This is a genomic window from Stieleria sp., assembly GCF_041595215.1.
Lineage (GTDB): Bacteria > Planctomycetota > Planctomycetia > Pirellulales > Pirellulaceae > Stieleria > Stieleria magnilauensis.
The window spans coordinates 1-14,762 of record NZ_JBFHKV010000071.1 but is presented as its reverse complement, the minus strand read 5'-3'; the positions used below and the strand labels follow the sequence as shown (position 1 = coordinate 14,762).

Here is a 14,762-nt window from a genome sequence, read left to right as displayed (position 1 = left end):
AGGGTTTCGATTTGCTTGATCGTGTTCAGATTCAATTGGCCGAACGACGCTTCGGCATCGATCACAATCTCCGGTTCGATTTCACCGGCCGTCCATTGTTCGGAAATCGCTTCGCAAAAGTCTTCGCGGAACCCATCGATTTGGCGTTCGTCGATCGTCAGCCCCGCGGCGGCTTTGTGTCCGCCGAAACGGACCAGCCGGTCGGCGCAATTGGCCAGTGCGGCGTGCAGGTCAATCGCCGTTCCACCGACGCGACCCGATCCGACCGCTTCCGCTTTCCCGGAGGCATCCATCGACAGGATGATCACCGGCTTGGCGTACTTGTCGCTCAGCCGACCGGCGACCACTCCGATCACGCCCTGGTGCCAACCGACACCGGCGAGCACCAGCGCGGGGTCGTTTTCGGCGTCGAAGTTTTCTTTGATTTGCTTCTGAGCGGCCAGGGTGACGCTCCGCTGCAAGCTGTCGCGGTTCTTGTTGAGCTGGTCGATGTATTCGGCCAGTGCCGTGGCCCGTTCTGCGTTGGTTGTCGTCAACAACTCCACGCCCAACTGGGCTTGTCCGAGTCGACCGGAAGCGTTCAACCGGGGCGCCAAGTTGAACGCGATGCTCTCGGTGTTCAGCGTCGATGCTTCGTCCAGTTTGGTGATCTTCATCAGTTCGGCCAGACCGGGCAACGGTTCGTTGCCGAGCATTCGCAAGCCGTGCGTGACCAGAATCCGATTTTCGTCGACCAGCGGGACCACGTCGGCGACGGTTCCGATGGCGGCCAACGACAGCGACTGCATCAAATAGCGCCGCAAGGGTTCGGTCACTTTCTTGGATCCGCAGATCTTTTGACACAGCGACCAGGCCAATTTGAAGGCCACGCCGGCGCCACAAAGTTCGCCAAAGGGATAATGCGTACCGGGCAGTCGCGGGTGCACGATCGCGTCGGCGTCCGGCAGCGTATCGTCGAGCGTGTGGTGATCGGTGATGATCAGTTGCACGCCCAACTCTTTGCAGAGTTCGGCGCAGGCAACACTCGTGATGCCGCAGTCGACCGAGATGATCATTTTCTTTCCGCGATCGGCCAGTTTGCCAATCGCGTCGGCATTCAGCCCGTAGCCTTCTTCCAATCGATTGGGGACGTGGTAGGCGACATTACCGCCGAGCAGTTTCAAGCCGTTGTACAGGATCGCGGTTCCGGTCATCCCGTCGCAGTCGTAGTCGCCGTAAATCGCGATCGGCGTTTTCGCTGCGATTGCCTCGGCGACCAATTCGGTCGCTTCGGGGACACCGGGCAATTCTTGGGGGTCGCGAAGTCCCGTCAGTTTGGTCGACAAGAAGGCGTCGGCGGCTTTGCGATCGTAGACGCCGCGGCTGACCAGAAGCTGAGCGACGACGGGCGGCAATCCAGATCCACGGATCAGTTGGTCAACGCGGGCGGCATCATGGGGAACGATCCGCCATTTCCGTTTCATCCTTGGACTCACTTACGTTGGGGCGCTTGACGCGTTCAGAGTTTGGCCTCTCAAGAAAAAAGGCCGTGCGCAGCGGCGAGTGAGACGATCGCAAGATCGCCGCTGCCCAGTTGTCCAGAGTCGGACCTACTTTTTCTTTTCGCCGTGCCACGTGTGGCGGCGCAGTCGCGGGCTGTATTTCTTCAGACGAAGCTTTTCGCCGCCGGGCTTACGCTTCAAGGTGTAGTTGTAGTCGCCGGTTTCTTCGCAAACCAGGAAGACCGTTTCAGCCTTTTTCTTGCTCTTAGCCATCGGAAGTCAATTCAGACAGGTGTGATTGTGGGGATGCATGCCGTTTTTTCGGGTCGCGGATTATGCCCGCTGGCCCCCTGTTTCGGCAAGCCTTGTTTCCAGAAACCTGCTCCGGAGGGCGATTCGGGTTAGAATTACCACCACCAAGGCCTCCTTCTTTGATCATTTTGCACTGGATTCCTTCCTGATGACGCGTTTCATCCCCCCCATTTGTCTCTCTGCGGTCGCTGTTCGTTTCGCCCTCGGCCTGGTTCTGCTGACGCAGCTTTCGGCCACCGTGGACGCGGCCGACCCTCCCGGCCGACCCAACGTCGTTTGGATCATGTCCGAAGACAACTCGGCGGATTACCTTCGTCACTTTGACCCCGCCGGGGCTCCGGCACCCAACATCGAAGCGCTGGCGGCCCACGGCGTGACCTTCGATCGCGCGTTCTCCAATGCACCGGTCTGTTCGGTCGCCCGCACGACTCTGATCACCGGATGCTACGCCCCGCGGATCGGCACGCAATTCCATCGTCGTCATGTCGCGATGCCGATGCCCGAAGACTTGCAGATGTTTCCGGCCTACCTGCGAGCCGCCGGATACTACACGACCAACAACAGCAAAGAGGACTACAACGCGGTCAAGGGATCCGATGTTTGGAGCGAGTCGAGTCGAAAGGCGAGTTGGAGAAACCGCCCGGACGCATCGATGCCGTTCTTTCATGTTCAAACGTTCGCCGATTCGCACGAAAGCCGATTGCACTTCAGCGAAGCACAGATGCAGGAAAAGACGGTCACCGATCCGGCCGAAGTCAAGCTCCAAGATTACTTTCCCGATACGCCGCTGTTCCGTTACACCCGCGCCCGATATCACGATCGGATGATGAAAATCGACGAACTCGTCGGCGGCGTGATCGACCAACTGCGCGAAGACGAACAACTGGAAAACACGTTCGTGTTTTATTTCGGCGACCACGGCGGTGTGCTGCCACGATCCAAAGGGTACCTGTACGAATCCGGCCTGCACGTTCCGCTGGTCGTTCGCGTCCCGCAGCGTTTTCAATCGCTTGCCGCACGTCAACTCGGTTCACGCACCAACGGGTTTGTGGAATTCGTTGATTTCGGGCCGACCGTGTTGAGTTTGGCCGGACTGGAGCAACCCGAAGGTGTCGACGGGAAACCGTTTCTGGGGATCGACGCCGACCCGGACAAAGTCGATCGACGCGACGAAACATTGGGGTACGCGGATCGGTTCGACGAAAAATACGAACTCGTCCGATCGCTGCGGATCGGTGACTTCAAATACATCCGCAACTTCGAGTCCTTCTATCCCGACGGGCTGCAGAACAATTATCGCTACAAGTGTTTGGCGTACCAGCAGTGGCGCGAACTGTACCAGCAAGGAAAGCTGACCGGTGCGGCAAAACAATTCTACGAAGCCAAGGCGCCCGAGGCGTTGTACGACTTGGCGGCCGATCCGTACGAGATCAACAACCTGGCGTCCGATCCAGAGCACGCCCAGCAATTGAAAATGATGCGTGATCAATTGGACGATCGACTCAAGTCGCTGCCCGATCTGAGCTTTGTGATCGAAGCGGTGATGGTCGATGAAGCGATCAACAATCCGACGGTGTTCGGCGAATCACACAGCGGACAAATCACCAAGTACATCGACACGGTGAACTTGGCATTGCTTCCGAGCGAACAAGCGTTGCCGGGAATCCAAGCGGCGCTTGACGATGCCGATCCGTGGGTCCGTTACTGGGCCTTGGTCGCCTGCAGTTCATTGGGTGAAGCCGCCAAACCGCTGATTCCGGCCATCGAAAAATTCCTCGTCGACGTCGAACCGTTGGTCGTCATGCGAGCCGTCGAGTATCTGGCCGTACATAGCGACATCGATACCCTACCGTTCCTTTATCGATCGCTGCAACGTGCGACCAACGAACCGGAACTGTTGCAGATGCTCAACACGATCGTCTTCCTGCACGACTTCCATGGCTACGAGGTGGACCCGGACAAGTTTCAGTTCCTGCCGGTCTTGATGCCGATCGACCCCAAAGGCGAAGTGATTCGCCGATTGCAGTACTTGAAGGGCGAGATCTGATTTCTTCAGTAAGCGTCGCATTGTCGTGGATCGCTCCGCCGATCCACGATACTAATTAATCGCCCGTTGCTTAACGAGACGGGAGTGGCAGAATGATGGAGTCGCGAAATGATTCGAGGACCGCGGTCTGAGCGGTCTGAATATGATTCTGCCCCGGATCATTCTGCCGAACTTCCGGCCGCACTCGTCTGCTCTCTATCCCTCTGCGTCGGCTGACTCACTCTCCCAGGGATCGGACCAGTCTTCCCAGTGTTCCAGGTAGGTCGCATAGGCTTCGCAGTCGGCGGCTTTGGCTTCGATCCATGCCTTGCTCTCGGCCGTGATCTCGACTTCTTTCTCCAGCGTCATCTTGCCGCTGAGCACCATCGAGCGGAGGAAGACGAAATACGTGTCCAAGACATCGCAGCGGCAGTAGTCGCTGATGCCCTTGAGGTCACCGTCGTCAAATTGTTGTTGGACCTGGTCGCCGGTGACCGACATTTTGCCGGGTTTGCCGAGCAGCTTGGTCGCCAGATTCAGTCCGCCGTTGAAGCGTGAGGCGCTGAAATTGGTCAACAGATCTTGCAGGTCCAGGTGCGAATCGACGCTGAATCGATTCCGTGGCGATCGATACCCGTCGTTCTTGAACCAGGGCGCGATCGAGATGCCGAAGCGATAAGCGGCCAGTTCCATCAGCGGCAGATCAAACGTGCGGCCGTTGAAGGTGACCCATTGGGGACGCTTGTAGATCTCCCAGCCCTTCCAAAAATGGGCCGTGATCACGTGGCTGCGAAAATTCGGTTCGTCCAGGGAAACAATATCGATCAGCCGATAGTCTTTGGAAACCTTGGCGACCACCACCGCAATGGGAACCTGAAACGTGTAGGGGATAAACGTGGTCCCTTTTTCTTCCATCAATTCCGATTGATAACGCGCGATGGCCTCCTGCGGCGAAAGCGACTGGCCGGGGTAGCGGACTTTCGCGATCAGCGCCCCATCGGCGATACTTTCGCAGTCAAATACCAGATGGGAAACGTCTTCGCTCATCAATCACCTTGATCCCGGTTCAAAAAACGTGTTTGGGGTGTGGATCCGTTTCCGACCCCTGCCGCACGAGCTTAACACAAAACGACACATGTTCGAAATCAACCGCCGCCGATTGTTGGACCGTTCTCTACGGTACGTTCGCATCGCCACCACCGCCGATCCCAACAGCGGGACGTATCCCAGCAGCGAAGGCCAACGGGAACTCGGCAAACTGCTCGCCGCCGAACTTGAGGCGATGTCGGCGGCGGACGTCTATCAAGACGAACACGCCCTGGTCTATGCGAGCGTTCCGTCCACCGTCGGCGATGCCGAGGTGCCCGTCGTCGCACTCGTCGCCCACGTCGATACATCGCCCGACGCACCCGGTGAGAACGTCTGTCCCAACGTGATCGAAAACTATCCCGGCGGCGACATTGAACTGGCCAACGGTGAAGTGATCCGTGTCGACGCCTGCCCGGCGCTCCGTGATCTGGTCGGCGCCACGTTAATCACCACCGACGGCACCACGCTGCTCGGTGGTGACGACAAAGCCGGTGTCGCCATCATCATGGAACTGGTCGAAACGCTGATCGAGAACCCACACCTGAAACACGGTCCGGTCAAAGTCGTGATGACGTGCGACGAAGAAATCGGACATGGCACCGACAAGATCGATTTGCAAAAACTGGCCGCCGATGTGGCATACACCCTCGACAGCGGCGGAGCCGGTATCGTCGATGTGGAAACGTTCTCGGCCGATGCTGCCACGGTGCGCTTCATCGGAGACAACATTCACCCGTCGATTGCCAAAGACCGTATGATCAACGCGGTTCGTGGCGCCGCCGATTTCATTGCCGCACTGCCTCGCGAAACCGACACACCGGAAACCACCGACGGCCGGCAAGGGTTCATCCACGCCAATTCGATCAGCGGCGGAGTCGGTGAAGCGACGGTCGAATTGATCCTGCGATCCTTTGATGCCGCTGACTTGGAAACGTATGCGGAAACCTTGCGACAGATCGCTGGCACCGTGGAATCACAATGGCCGGGATTGAAAGTCGAAGTCAAGACGCGGCGGCAATATCGCAATCTGGGCGATGGCCTGGCCAAGCTGCCCGAGGCGGTCACTTTGGCCGAACAAGCGTTTGAAAACCTGGGCCGCCGCTGTCAAAAAGAAATCGTTCGCGGCGGGACCGACGGAAGCGTGCTGACCGAAAAAGGTCTGCCGACGCCCAACCTGTCCAGCGGCCAACACAATATCCACAGCGTTCGTGAATTCGCGTGCCTGGACGAAATGGTTGCCGCCACCGAACACTTAGTCGAACTGCTATCGCTTTGGTCGAACCAACGGGCTTGAAACCATCATGACGATCGCCCGAACCTCGCCGCCGGCAAAACTGAATCTGTTCCTGGAGATTCCGGCCCGCCGTGATGATGGGTACCACGAGATCGACACCGTCATGGCCGCGATCGACTGGCGCGACGAATTGGAGATCGAATCGATTCCCCAGCCGCGAATCGAATTGACGGCAGATTGGTTGCCCTCGGTCGAATCGGTTGCCGGCGAGTTGGGGTTGGACGCCGGCGCTGGCCGCGTGCCCGAGTTGCTGCAGATTCCGACCGACGACTCCAACCTCGTTGTCCGCGCCCTGGAGGCGTTTCGGGCCAGCTTTGGCGTCAAAACGGGCTTCCGGGTGCGACTGGGCAAACGGATTCCCGCCGGAGCCGGGATGGGCGGTGCCAGCAGTGACGCGGCCCACGCGATTGACTGTGCTGCCCAGATTCACCAATTTGACAACGTGTCAGAAGTGCTACACGGGATCGCGTCGTCGATCGGCAGCGACGTTCCGTTCTTTCTTGCGACCGGCGACGGCCAGTCGCCCATGGCTGCCCATGCGACCGGTCGCGGCGAATTATTGTCACCGCTGAAGACCTGTCCATCGATACACTTTGTGGTGGCCTATCCCTCGACCAGCCTGTCGACAGCGGGCGTTTACGCACAGTTGAACGTCCCCCAGCAACCGGTTTCGTCCGCGTCTTTTTTGCAGGCGTTTCGGCGTGGTGATCGCGAGCGGATGGGCAAGGCGATGATGAATCGCCTGACCGAGCCGGCCTTGAAAATTCTGCCACAGCTGAACGAATTATTAGAATCACTGTGGCAATGCGGACTCCAACCGTGTCAACTAACCGGTAGCGGTTCGGCATGTTTTGGTCTTGCCAAGGATGCCGAACAGGCCAAGGAGATCGTGAAGCGTTTAGAGACCGAGTTGCAACCTGGTGTTTTGCTTCGAGTGGCGCAAACGGTTCCTGCTGCGACACCCATTGAAATCGAGCCGAGCTAGAACGCAGTCCAAAGCGAGGGAGTTCAGATCGTGGAGATAACGGAGATTCGAATCAAGTTAATGGAGTCGTCGGAAGACCGGCTGCGAGCCTTTTGTTCAATCACGATCGATGGCTGTTTCGTGGTCCGTGATTTGAAGATCATCGACGGTGCCAACGGACCATTCGTGGCGATGCCGAGTCGCAAGTTGACCGGTCATTGCAATCGCTGTCACCACAAGAACCATTTGCGCGCCAGCTACTGTAACCATTGCGGTAACAAGCTTTCTTTCGACAGCGACGGCGCGCTCGACTCGCCGCAAAAACTGTATGCCGACGTCGCCCATCCGATCAACAGCGAGTGCCGCGAGCTGATTCAGGACGCGGTGATTCGCGAGTTCGAGTCGGAACTGAGTCGTTGCCAACAACCCGGCTATCGTTCGCGATACGACGACGACTTTGCCGATGCCGGCGAAGACGTGGACACGGCGTTGATTGATCCGCCCCACGCCTCACCGGGTCCGTCCAAACAACGAACATCGAGCGAGCAGGAAGAGAAACGCGTCGGCGGCGACGACACCGCATTCGGTGCCGGGATTTTTTGATCGACGGCGGCCGACCACGTCCAATGATCTTGAGTTTCCAGAACGGACTGGCCACGGCCAACGCGTTTCGCTAAAACGCGGTTGTTTCCCGCGCGGATCGACAATCATCCTCGACATTTCCGATTCGTCGACCGACCCATTTGACAGCATCGCCCACGACGGTGACCAAGGACGGCCCCGTGAACACGCCTTTCGTTCGAGTATTAAGACTGGCTTTTCGACGTCACTGGGCCATCGCCGGGATCGCTGTTTCCTCGCTGGCGATCGCACTGTTGTGGAGTGCCAACATCAGTGCGGTGTTGCCGATCGTCGATGTCGTCTTTGCCGGAGACACGCTCTCGGAATACGTTCAGGAGTCGATTGAAAAAGCGGATCGGGCGGCCGAAACGTACACCGCTCAAATCGCCCAGATCGAGTCCGGCGCGGCGACCGGAGGGGATTCCATCGACGAACTCCGCGCGCAGGCGGCGCGTCAGACCAGCAAGTCTCATTGGTATCGCCAAGCCAAACCCTGGGTCGACGCGTACGCCCCGACGACTCCGTTTGGCACGTTGTTGGCCATTTTGACGTTCTTGGTCGTCGGCACGGCACTGAAATTGGTGGCGCTGACCGCCAACATGATGTGGGTGCAGTACGTCGGTGGACGGACGGCGATCGATTTGCGTGCGATCTTCTTTCGCAAGGCGCTCCGTTTGGATCTGGATGCCTTTGGCGAAAACGGCTCGGCCGATTTGACGGCGCGATTGACCAATGATGTCGCGCTGGTCACCGCGGGCGTGTCGACGTTGCTCGGCCGCATGATCCGCGAGCCGCTGAAGATGATGGCTTGTTTGATCGGTGCGGCCATCGTTTGTCACCGGCTGCTGTTCCTGGTGCTGATCGTCTCACCGATCCTGGCGGTGGTGATGCAACAACTCAGTCGCGCCATCCGACGGGCCAGCAAGCGGGCGATGGAAGAGATGAGCCAGTTGTACGGGATGCTCAATGATTCCTTCGCCGGGATTCGTCTGGTCAAAGCGTCCAATACCCAGGCTTTCGAGCGCGCCCGACTTCGCCGCGGCACGTTCGCCTACTACCAGAAAACGATGAAGATGGCGTTCTACAACACGCTGGCTCGTGGGACGACGGAATTGATGGGCATGACCACGGTGTCCCTGGCGATCTTGGCCGGCGGCTACCTGGTGCTGAATAAACAGACGCATCTGTTCGGTTTGCAGATGACAACTGAACCGCTGGAGCAAGGCCAAGTCTTTCTGTTCTTTAGCTTCTTGATCGGTGCGTCGGATCCGGCTCGCAAGTTGGCCGACGTCTGGAGCGGATTACAACGCGGCATCGCGGCGGCGGTGCGTGTGATGGAAATCGTCGACATGCCCGTGCGGGTCGAAGAGCCGACCGTCGCCCGTTCGCCCCGGCGACCGCACGCGAACATTCGGTTCGCCGGCGTCGAATACCAATATCCCTCCGGTCCCAAGGTGCTCCGCGGCATTGATCTTGAGATCCCGCACGGCGAAACGATTGCCATCGTCGGCCCCAACGGTTGTGGCAAAAGCACGATGATCAGTCTGCTGTGTCGCTTCGACGACCCGCAAGGCGGGCAGGTGCTGTTGGACGACGTGCCGATTGATCAAATGCGGACTCGCGATCTGCGCAAGCGGCTTGCGTTGGTGACCCAGCGGACGATCCTGTTCGACGACACGATCGAAAACAACATTCGCTACGGCAGCCCGGGTGCCGATTCGCACGATGTCGTACGGGCGGCCAAACTGGCCTTCGCCGATGATTTCATTCGCAAAAAGACGCCGGAGGGTTACAAAACGATCCTCGGGACCGGCGGGATGCGACTTTCCGGGGGACAGATGCAACGAATCGCCTTGGCCCGGGCGTTCTTGCGCAACCCCGATATTCTGATTCTCGACGAAGCGACCAGTCAGATTGACATGGAAAGCGAGCAGCTGATCCATCAGGCGCTCGAAAGGTTCCTGGTCGGGCGGACCGGGGTGATGATCACTCACCGGCCGAGCACGTTGGCGATGGCGCATCGCGTGGTCGTGATCGAACAGGGACAGGTCGCCGCCAGCGGAAAACACGAGGAATTGATCGGTAAAAACCGGTTCTACCAGAGTTTGTGTGGAGCGGACCAACCGATCGCGGCGTGATGGCGGCGGACGCCCGCAACGCCTCTATTCTCACCGAATGCGAACTTTCTCCATTGCGGGCGGCGGTGGCAGCGGTAGGATGGAATGATGATTAGCGACCGGTGATCCATTGCGATACCGGTCGATCGGCGACGCGTGTCGATCAAACCGACCACGCGAGCCCCCCCGCACCCATCTAATCGTCGGTGCGGTCAATGATCTAAAGAGCGTCAGCATCACTTGGATGAACGTCCTTGGGTGAGCCTCGGTGGAGGTGAGCCGGAATGTGAAAAAGCTGTGTCGAGAGCAATTGTTTTCTCGATGAGCGAAACGATAGCTGCGCGGTAAACATTTGGCGTTCTTGTTGGAACCCGTCTTGAGCATTGGGATGCCCTCCCAACTGCAACTTCTGGTCGGCGCTGCGCTGGTCGGGGGTGTGATCGCGATCGCGATGTTCTGGGTGCTCAGCAAATGCGGGGCGTACTGGATCCAAGCTTACATGTCCGGCGCGGACATCACGATGAAGAGCTTGATCGTGATGTATCTGCTGAAGTTGGATCTGCGGATGATGGTCACGGCAAAAATCATGTGCCGGCAGGCCGGGTTGCGGATCGACCGTCAGGGCGGCATCCGGACCGCGGACTTACAAATTCACGCGCTTGCCGGCGGCGATGTCATGAACGTCGTTCAGGCGATCATCGTGGCGCACCGCGCCGGGATCGAGCTGGATTTTGATCGCGCCGCCGCGATTGATCTGGCCGGCCGCGACGTGCTTCACGCGGTGCAGACCAGTGTGACGCCGAAAGTCATTTATTGTCCCGAAGCCCGCGAGGGCCGACCGCTGCTGAGCGCGATCGCAAAGAACGGCGTCGAATTACTGGTCGGTGCACGGGTGACCGTCCGCACCAATCTGGACCAATTGATCGGTGGGGCGACCGAAGAAACGATCGTCGCCCGTGTCGGCCAAGCGATCGTCAGCGCGATCGGGTCGTCGGAGACGCACATGGACGTCTTGGAAATGCCGCTTCAGATTTCCGAGGCCGCCATGGCCCACGGACTCGATTCGAACACCGCATTCGCCATCGTCTCGATCGATATCGCAGACATCGACGTCGGCGAAAACATCGGCGCCCGGTTGCAACGTGACCAGGCCGATGCCGATGGTCGCATCGCCCGCGCCCGGGCCGAAGCACGCCGCGCCGACGCGGTGGCCCACACGCAACAGATGCTCGCCAAGGTCGCCGAAAATCGAGCCTACTTGGTCAACGCCGAGGCTCAGGTCCCGCAAGCGATGGCGGTGGCGTTTCGCAGCGGAAATCTGCGCGGGAAAGTCGTCCGTTCGATTCCTGGTGTGGATCGCAAAGAACCGCCACGAGGCAACGGCATCACCGATCGCAAAAACAGCCCAACCAAACCGGGCGATGCCAAACCGTCGCCGGCCAATCCCTTTCCCGGACCTCGGGAGGAACGCGACGGATGAAACGTTTCCTTCCCCTTCGGGATTTCCAATTCAATACCCGGTGCACTCATTCGGCGCAACCATTGATCCGATGCCGCTGGTATTTGTTTCATCCGCTTCACCTAGGAGTGAACGATGGCCCTCGGTAATCGAATCCCAGACAAAACGCTGCTGAAAAACGTTCAAAGCCGCCTGTCCAAGAAATGTTCCAGTTCACCCAGAGTGAGCGGTGATGTGCGCAGCGGCGAAGTCACGCTCAACGGTACGATCAAAAACGAAGTCGAACGCAAGCAGATTCTCAGGGCGGTTTCGTCCGTCGAAGGAATCTCTCGCGTCATCGACCGGATTAAAGTCGAAGTGCGACCGAAGACGGTTTAACGTCGGGTTCACTCGGCCGCAACGTCCTCGCCAGCCGGGGACGTGCATCACATTACTAGTTTAAGAGGAGTCGATCAAATTACGAAAAATCAAAACACCTTCGCCAAACGACAGCGCGAGATGGAAAAGAAACGTAAAGCGGAAGAGAAACGACAGCGCCGCAACGAACGCAAATCCGCCGTTCCCGAACTCGCACCCGATGCAACCGATGTCGTCGATCCCAACGATTCAGCCTCGTCATAAACTTCAAATCAATCAACGACTTCGCCCCTGTTGAAGGGCGGATACTCAAGATCACGTAAGCACCGGCGCCGCATCAACGCGGTGCGATCCTGTGAGCCGAACACATTCGTGTCGGGTTCCGATTCGTGTGCTTTGACGCCGGTTCCGATGAACCGGCAACGTGATGCAACACCCACCGTGTCTCCGAGCTTGCGTGAACGTTTCACGCAACGCATCGAGACACAACTGTTTTTTAACAATGGATATGGAAATGGAAAAAGGCAAGATTAAACGCGTGACCGACAAAGGTTTCGGATTCATCTCGACCGACGGAAGCAACAACGACATGTTCTTCCACAGTTCGTCTGTCGAAGGCGTCGAATTCAATGACCTTCGCGAAGGTCAAGAAGTGACGTACACCGTCGGACAAGGCCCCAAGGGACCTCGTGCCGAAAACGTTCAGTTGGTCGGACACTAACACGCGATCACGCGACGAAACTCGTGACGAGTTTCGACTCAACTGATGATTTCTTCAATCACGCGGCCGTAAACGTCGGTCAGGCGAAAGTCTCTGCCGGCGTGACGATACGTCAATTGCTCGTGATGAAGACCCAGCTGGTGCAGCAGTGTCGCATGCAGATCATGCATGTGGACCTTGTTCTGAATGCTGGCGAATCCGAACTCATCGGTTTGGCCGTAGGCCATCCCCGGACGAAAGCCGCCACCGGCGAGCCAGACGGTAAAACCGCCTGGGTTGTGGTCGCGGCCGGTGCCGTTGCTCTGTGAATACGGCGTTCGACCGAATTCTCCGCCCCACCAAACGATGGTGTCCTCCAACAGACCCCGTCGTTTGAGATCCGCCAGTAGCGCGGCAATCGGGCGATCCACCGCCTTGGCGTGTGTGGCATGTTTGGGCAGATTCGAGTGCTGGTCCCAGGCGGGGTTGGCCGAGTTGTCGCCGTAGTTGACTTGCACAAATCGTACGCCGGCCTCGCAAAGCCGTCGGGCCAACAGACACTTTCGGCCGTAGTCTTGGGTCGTGGGATCGTCGATTCCATACTCGGAAAGCGTCGTCGCCGATTCGCTGGACAAATCCAAAATGTCCGGTGCGACTTGCTGCATCCGCCAAGCGAGTTGGTAAGATTGCTGCATCGCTTCGAATTCACTGTTGCGAATCCCGCGTCGCTGGATCTGACGTCGGTTCAATCGATCGATCAATTCCAGTTGAGCTTTCTGACGCTCGATCGAAGCATCCTGGCGGACCAGGTTGTCGATCTCCAGATCACTGCGGCCGGCTGTTCCGATCGGTGTCCCCTGGAATCGCGCGGGCAAGAACGCACTGCCATAATTTCGCGGACCCCCGTTGCCGATCGAGGGTGCAATCGAGACAAAACCCGGCAACGCGGCGTTTTCTGTGCCCAACCCGTAATAGATCCAGGATCCGACCGAGGGACGGACGAAGTTGGTCGAGCCGCAATGCAGAAACAGCGTCGCCGGTCCGTGTGCGACGCCATCGGTATGCATCGAATGGATGAAGCACAGGTCGTCGACGTGACGCGCCGTCTCGGGAAACAGATCCGAAACGTAACGCCCGCACTGGCCGTAGGGTTTGAATTCCCATGGCGATTTCATCAGCCGTTGCTCGATGCCGCGCTGGCCGGATCGGGCGAACTCGCGGGCATCGTCAAACGGCATCTTCTTGCCGTCGTGAGTTTTCAGTGCCGGCTTGTGGTCGAACGAGTCGACTTGGCTGACACCGCCTTGCATGAACAAAAAAATGATCCGTTTGGCGCGGGGCATCCAATGCGGACCCGGCGGCATCGCCGGGCCGGCCGAACATGACGCCGGCACCGTGAACGAGCTGGCGGCCATCGCGCCGCAGGCCAAGGCACCAAAACCGCAGGCCGATTGCTGCAGCATCATGCGTCGCGCGATCAGTTCCCCGTCGGGCGTCATGTCGTCATTCATTCCAAATACCGAAAGTCGATGGAGGCGAACAGGGATTGAATCAGGTCGGCGAGCCGATCTTCACTCGGTGATGCGTTTTCACCACCGAGGTAGTCGAGACAGAATTGCAGTTCCTCCGCATCCGGCCGCCGACCGTAGCAGCAGAGGTAGACTTGCTCGACAATTGATTTGGCTGAAACCGACTCGGCCGGAGCGCCGGCCGACGCGTGCAGCCATCGCTTGCCGGCCTGCCGGGCGCGCTCGATGATCCAGGTGTGGTTCATCATGGCCAGCGACTGCGGTGCGACTGTGCTCTGCCCCCGCTGGCCCACCGAGACGCTGGAGTCGGCAAAGTCAAACAGCCCGAACAGCGGTGGCAGCGAATTGCGAAACACCGGCAAATAGAGACTGCGCCGTTTCAGGTCGTGTTTGTAATTGTAGTCCGATGACGTGCCGGGCCGGATCGTCGAGCCTCCGTAGCGATGTTCGATTTCGCCGCTGACGCACAACATCGCATCGCGAAGGGCTTCCACCGGAAGACGCTTGACGCTGGCCGATGCGTACAGTCGATTGTTCGGATCAACCGCAATCCGCGCGGGGTCTTCGGTGACGGCGCGGCGATAGGCATCACTGCAGACGATCGTTCGAACCAGCGACTTGGTCGACCAGCCGTGATCGATCAGCGTGCCGGCCAACGCATCCAACAGCTCAGGGTGCGATGGAGACTCGCCCGTCGTTCCAAAATTGTTCTCCGTCGCGACCAAGCCCTCGCCCATCAACCACGACCAAACGCGGTTGGCATACACCCGAGCCGTCAGCGGGTTGCTCGGATCGGCAATCCACTCGGCCAGT

General features: G+C 58.6%; 14 protein-coding genes. 9 read left to right on the top strand and 5 right to left on the bottom strand.

The window, feature by feature from the left end:
* Both recJ and rpmG read right to left on the bottom strand, forming a co-directional pair.
* A partial coding sequence (gene recJ, locus ABX749_RS04795) for a single-stranded-DNA-specific exonuclease RecJ (protein ID WP_372894990.1) occupies positions 1-1,463 on the bottom strand: 1,463 nt, incomplete at its 3' end.
* A gap of 126 nt (positions 1,464-1,589) precedes the next feature.
* Positions 1,590-1,754, bottom strand: a complete 165-nt coding sequence (gene rpmG, locus ABX749_RS04790; RefSeq protein WP_095736658.1) for a 50S ribosomal protein L33 — start codon at positions 1,752-1,754, stop codon at positions 1,590-1,592.
* Between the two features lie 187 nt (positions 1,755-1,941).
* On the opposite strand from rpmG, the gene ABX749_RS04785 reads away from it, so the two are divergent.
* Entirely contained in the window at positions 1,942-3,840 is a 1,899-nt protein-coding gene (locus ABX749_RS04785; RefSeq protein WP_372894989.1) for a sulfatase-like hydrolase/transferase, read from the top strand.
* A 195-nt stretch (positions 3,841-4,035) separates the two neighbouring features.
* Here the strand turns inward: ABX749_RS04785 and ABX749_RS04780 are convergent, their stop codons facing one another.
* Complete coding sequence (locus ABX749_RS04780; RefSeq protein ID WP_145206963.1) at positions 4,036-4,866, bottom strand: 3'-5' exonuclease; 831 nt, start codon at positions 4,864-4,866, stop codon at positions 4,036-4,038.
* Positions 4,867-4,954: 88 nt separating this feature from the next.
* On the opposite strand from ABX749_RS04780, the gene pepT reads away from it, so the two are divergent.
* The 8 genes from pepT (at position 4,955) to ABX749_RS04740 (ending at position 12,441) form a co-directional block, all read left to right on the top strand.
* On the top strand, positions 4,955-6,202 hold the full coding sequence (gene pepT, locus ABX749_RS04775; protein ID WP_372894988.1) for a peptidase T: 1,248 nt from the start codon (positions 4,955-4,957) through the stop codon (positions 6,200-6,202).
* 7 nt (positions 6,203-6,209) lie between these two features.
* Positions 6,210-7,187, top strand: a complete 978-nt coding sequence (locus ABX749_RS04770; RefSeq protein WP_372894987.1) for a 4-(cytidine 5'-diphospho)-2-C-methyl-D-erythritol kinase — start codon at positions 6,210-6,212, stop codon at positions 7,185-7,187.
* Positions 7,188-7,247: 60 nt separating this feature from the next.
* Entirely contained in the window at positions 7,248-7,769 is a 522-nt protein-coding gene (locus ABX749_RS04765) for a septation protein SpoVG family protein (RefSeq protein WP_372894986.1), read from the top strand.
* 179 nt (positions 7,770-7,948) lie between these two features.
* On the top strand, positions 7,949-9,925 hold the full coding sequence (locus ABX749_RS04760) for an ABC transporter ATP-binding protein (RefSeq protein WP_372894985.1): 1,977 nt from the start codon (positions 7,949-7,951) through the stop codon (positions 9,923-9,925).
* A gap of 367 nt (positions 9,926-10,292) precedes the next feature.
* Positions 10,293-11,384: a flotillin-like FloA family protein gene (locus tag ABX749_RS04755; protein WP_372894984.1), complete on the top strand. Its 1,092-nt coding sequence runs from the start codon at positions 10,293-10,295 to the stop codon at positions 11,382-11,384.
* A 114-nt stretch (positions 11,385-11,498) separates the two neighbouring features.
* Entirely contained in the window at positions 11,499-11,741 is a 243-nt protein-coding gene (locus tag ABX749_RS04750; RefSeq protein WP_145206969.1) for a BON domain-containing protein, read from the top strand.
* Between the two features lie 120 nt (positions 11,742-11,861).
* A complete protein-coding gene (locus ABX749_RS04745) occupies positions 11,862-11,984 on the top strand; it encodes a hypothetical protein (protein ID WP_372894983.1) in 123 nt (40 codons plus the stop codon).
* Between the two features lie 250 nt (positions 11,985-12,234).
* Entirely contained in the window at positions 12,235-12,441 is a 207-nt protein-coding gene (locus ABX749_RS04740) for a cold-shock protein (protein ID WP_095736744.1), read from the top strand.
* A 38-nt stretch (positions 12,442-12,479) separates the two neighbouring features.
* Here the strand turns inward: ABX749_RS04740 and ABX749_RS04735 are convergent, their stop codons facing one another.
* Entirely contained in the window at positions 12,480-13,931 is a 1,452-nt protein-coding gene (locus ABX749_RS04735; RefSeq protein WP_372894982.1) for a DUF1501 domain-containing protein, read from the bottom strand.
* On the bottom strand, positions 13,928-14,762 hold an 835-nt coding region (locus ABX749_RS04730; RefSeq protein ID WP_372894981.1), incomplete at its 5' end, for a DUF1553 domain-containing protein. The genes ABX749_RS04735 and ABX749_RS04730, both read right to left, overlap by 4 nt.

Bases quoted from the DNA above. Each gene is read 5' to 3' on its own strand.
- ABX749_RS04745 (WP_372894983.1), top strand. From the start codon at position 11,862: ATGGAAAAGAAACGTAAAGCGGAAGAGAAACGACAGCGCCGCAACGAA.
- ABX749_RS04740 (WP_095736744.1), top strand. From the start codon at position 12,235: ATGGAAAAAGGCAAGATTAAACGCGTGACCGACAAAGGTTTCGGATTC.
- ABX749_RS04755 (WP_372894984.1), top strand. From the start codon at position 10,293: ATGCCCTCCCAACTGCAACTTCTGGTCGGCGCTGCGCTGGTCGGGGGT.
- ABX749_RS04765 (WP_372894986.1), top strand. From the start codon at position 7,248: ATGGAGTCGTCGGAAGACCGGCTGCGAGCCTTTTGTTCAATCACGATC.
- ABX749_RS04750 (WP_145206969.1), top strand. From the start codon at position 11,499: ATGGCCCTCGGTAATCGAATCCCAGACAAAACGCTGCTGAAAAACGTT.
- ABX749_RS04780 (WP_145206963.1), bottom strand. From the start codon at position 4,866: ATGAGCGAAGACGTTTCCCATCTGGTATTTGACTGCGAAAGTATCGCC.
- ABX749_RS04735 (WP_372894982.1), bottom strand. From the start codon at position 13,931: ATGAATGACGACATGACGCCCGACGGGGAACTGATCGCGCGACGCATG.
- pepT (WP_372894988.1), top strand. From the start codon at position 4,955: ATGTTCGAAATCAACCGCCGCCGATTGTTGGACCGTTCTCTACGGTAC.
- ABX749_RS04785 (WP_372894989.1), top strand. From the start codon at position 1,942: ATGACGCGTTTCATCCCCCCCATTTGTCTCTCTGCGGTCGCTGTTCGT.
- rpmG (WP_095736658.1), bottom strand. From the start codon at position 1,754: ATGGCTAAGAGCAAGAAAAAGGCTGAAACGGTCTTCCTGGTTTGCGAA.
- ABX749_RS04770 (WP_372894987.1), top strand. From the start codon at position 6,210: ATGACGATCGCCCGAACCTCGCCGCCGGCAAAACTGAATCTGTTCCTG.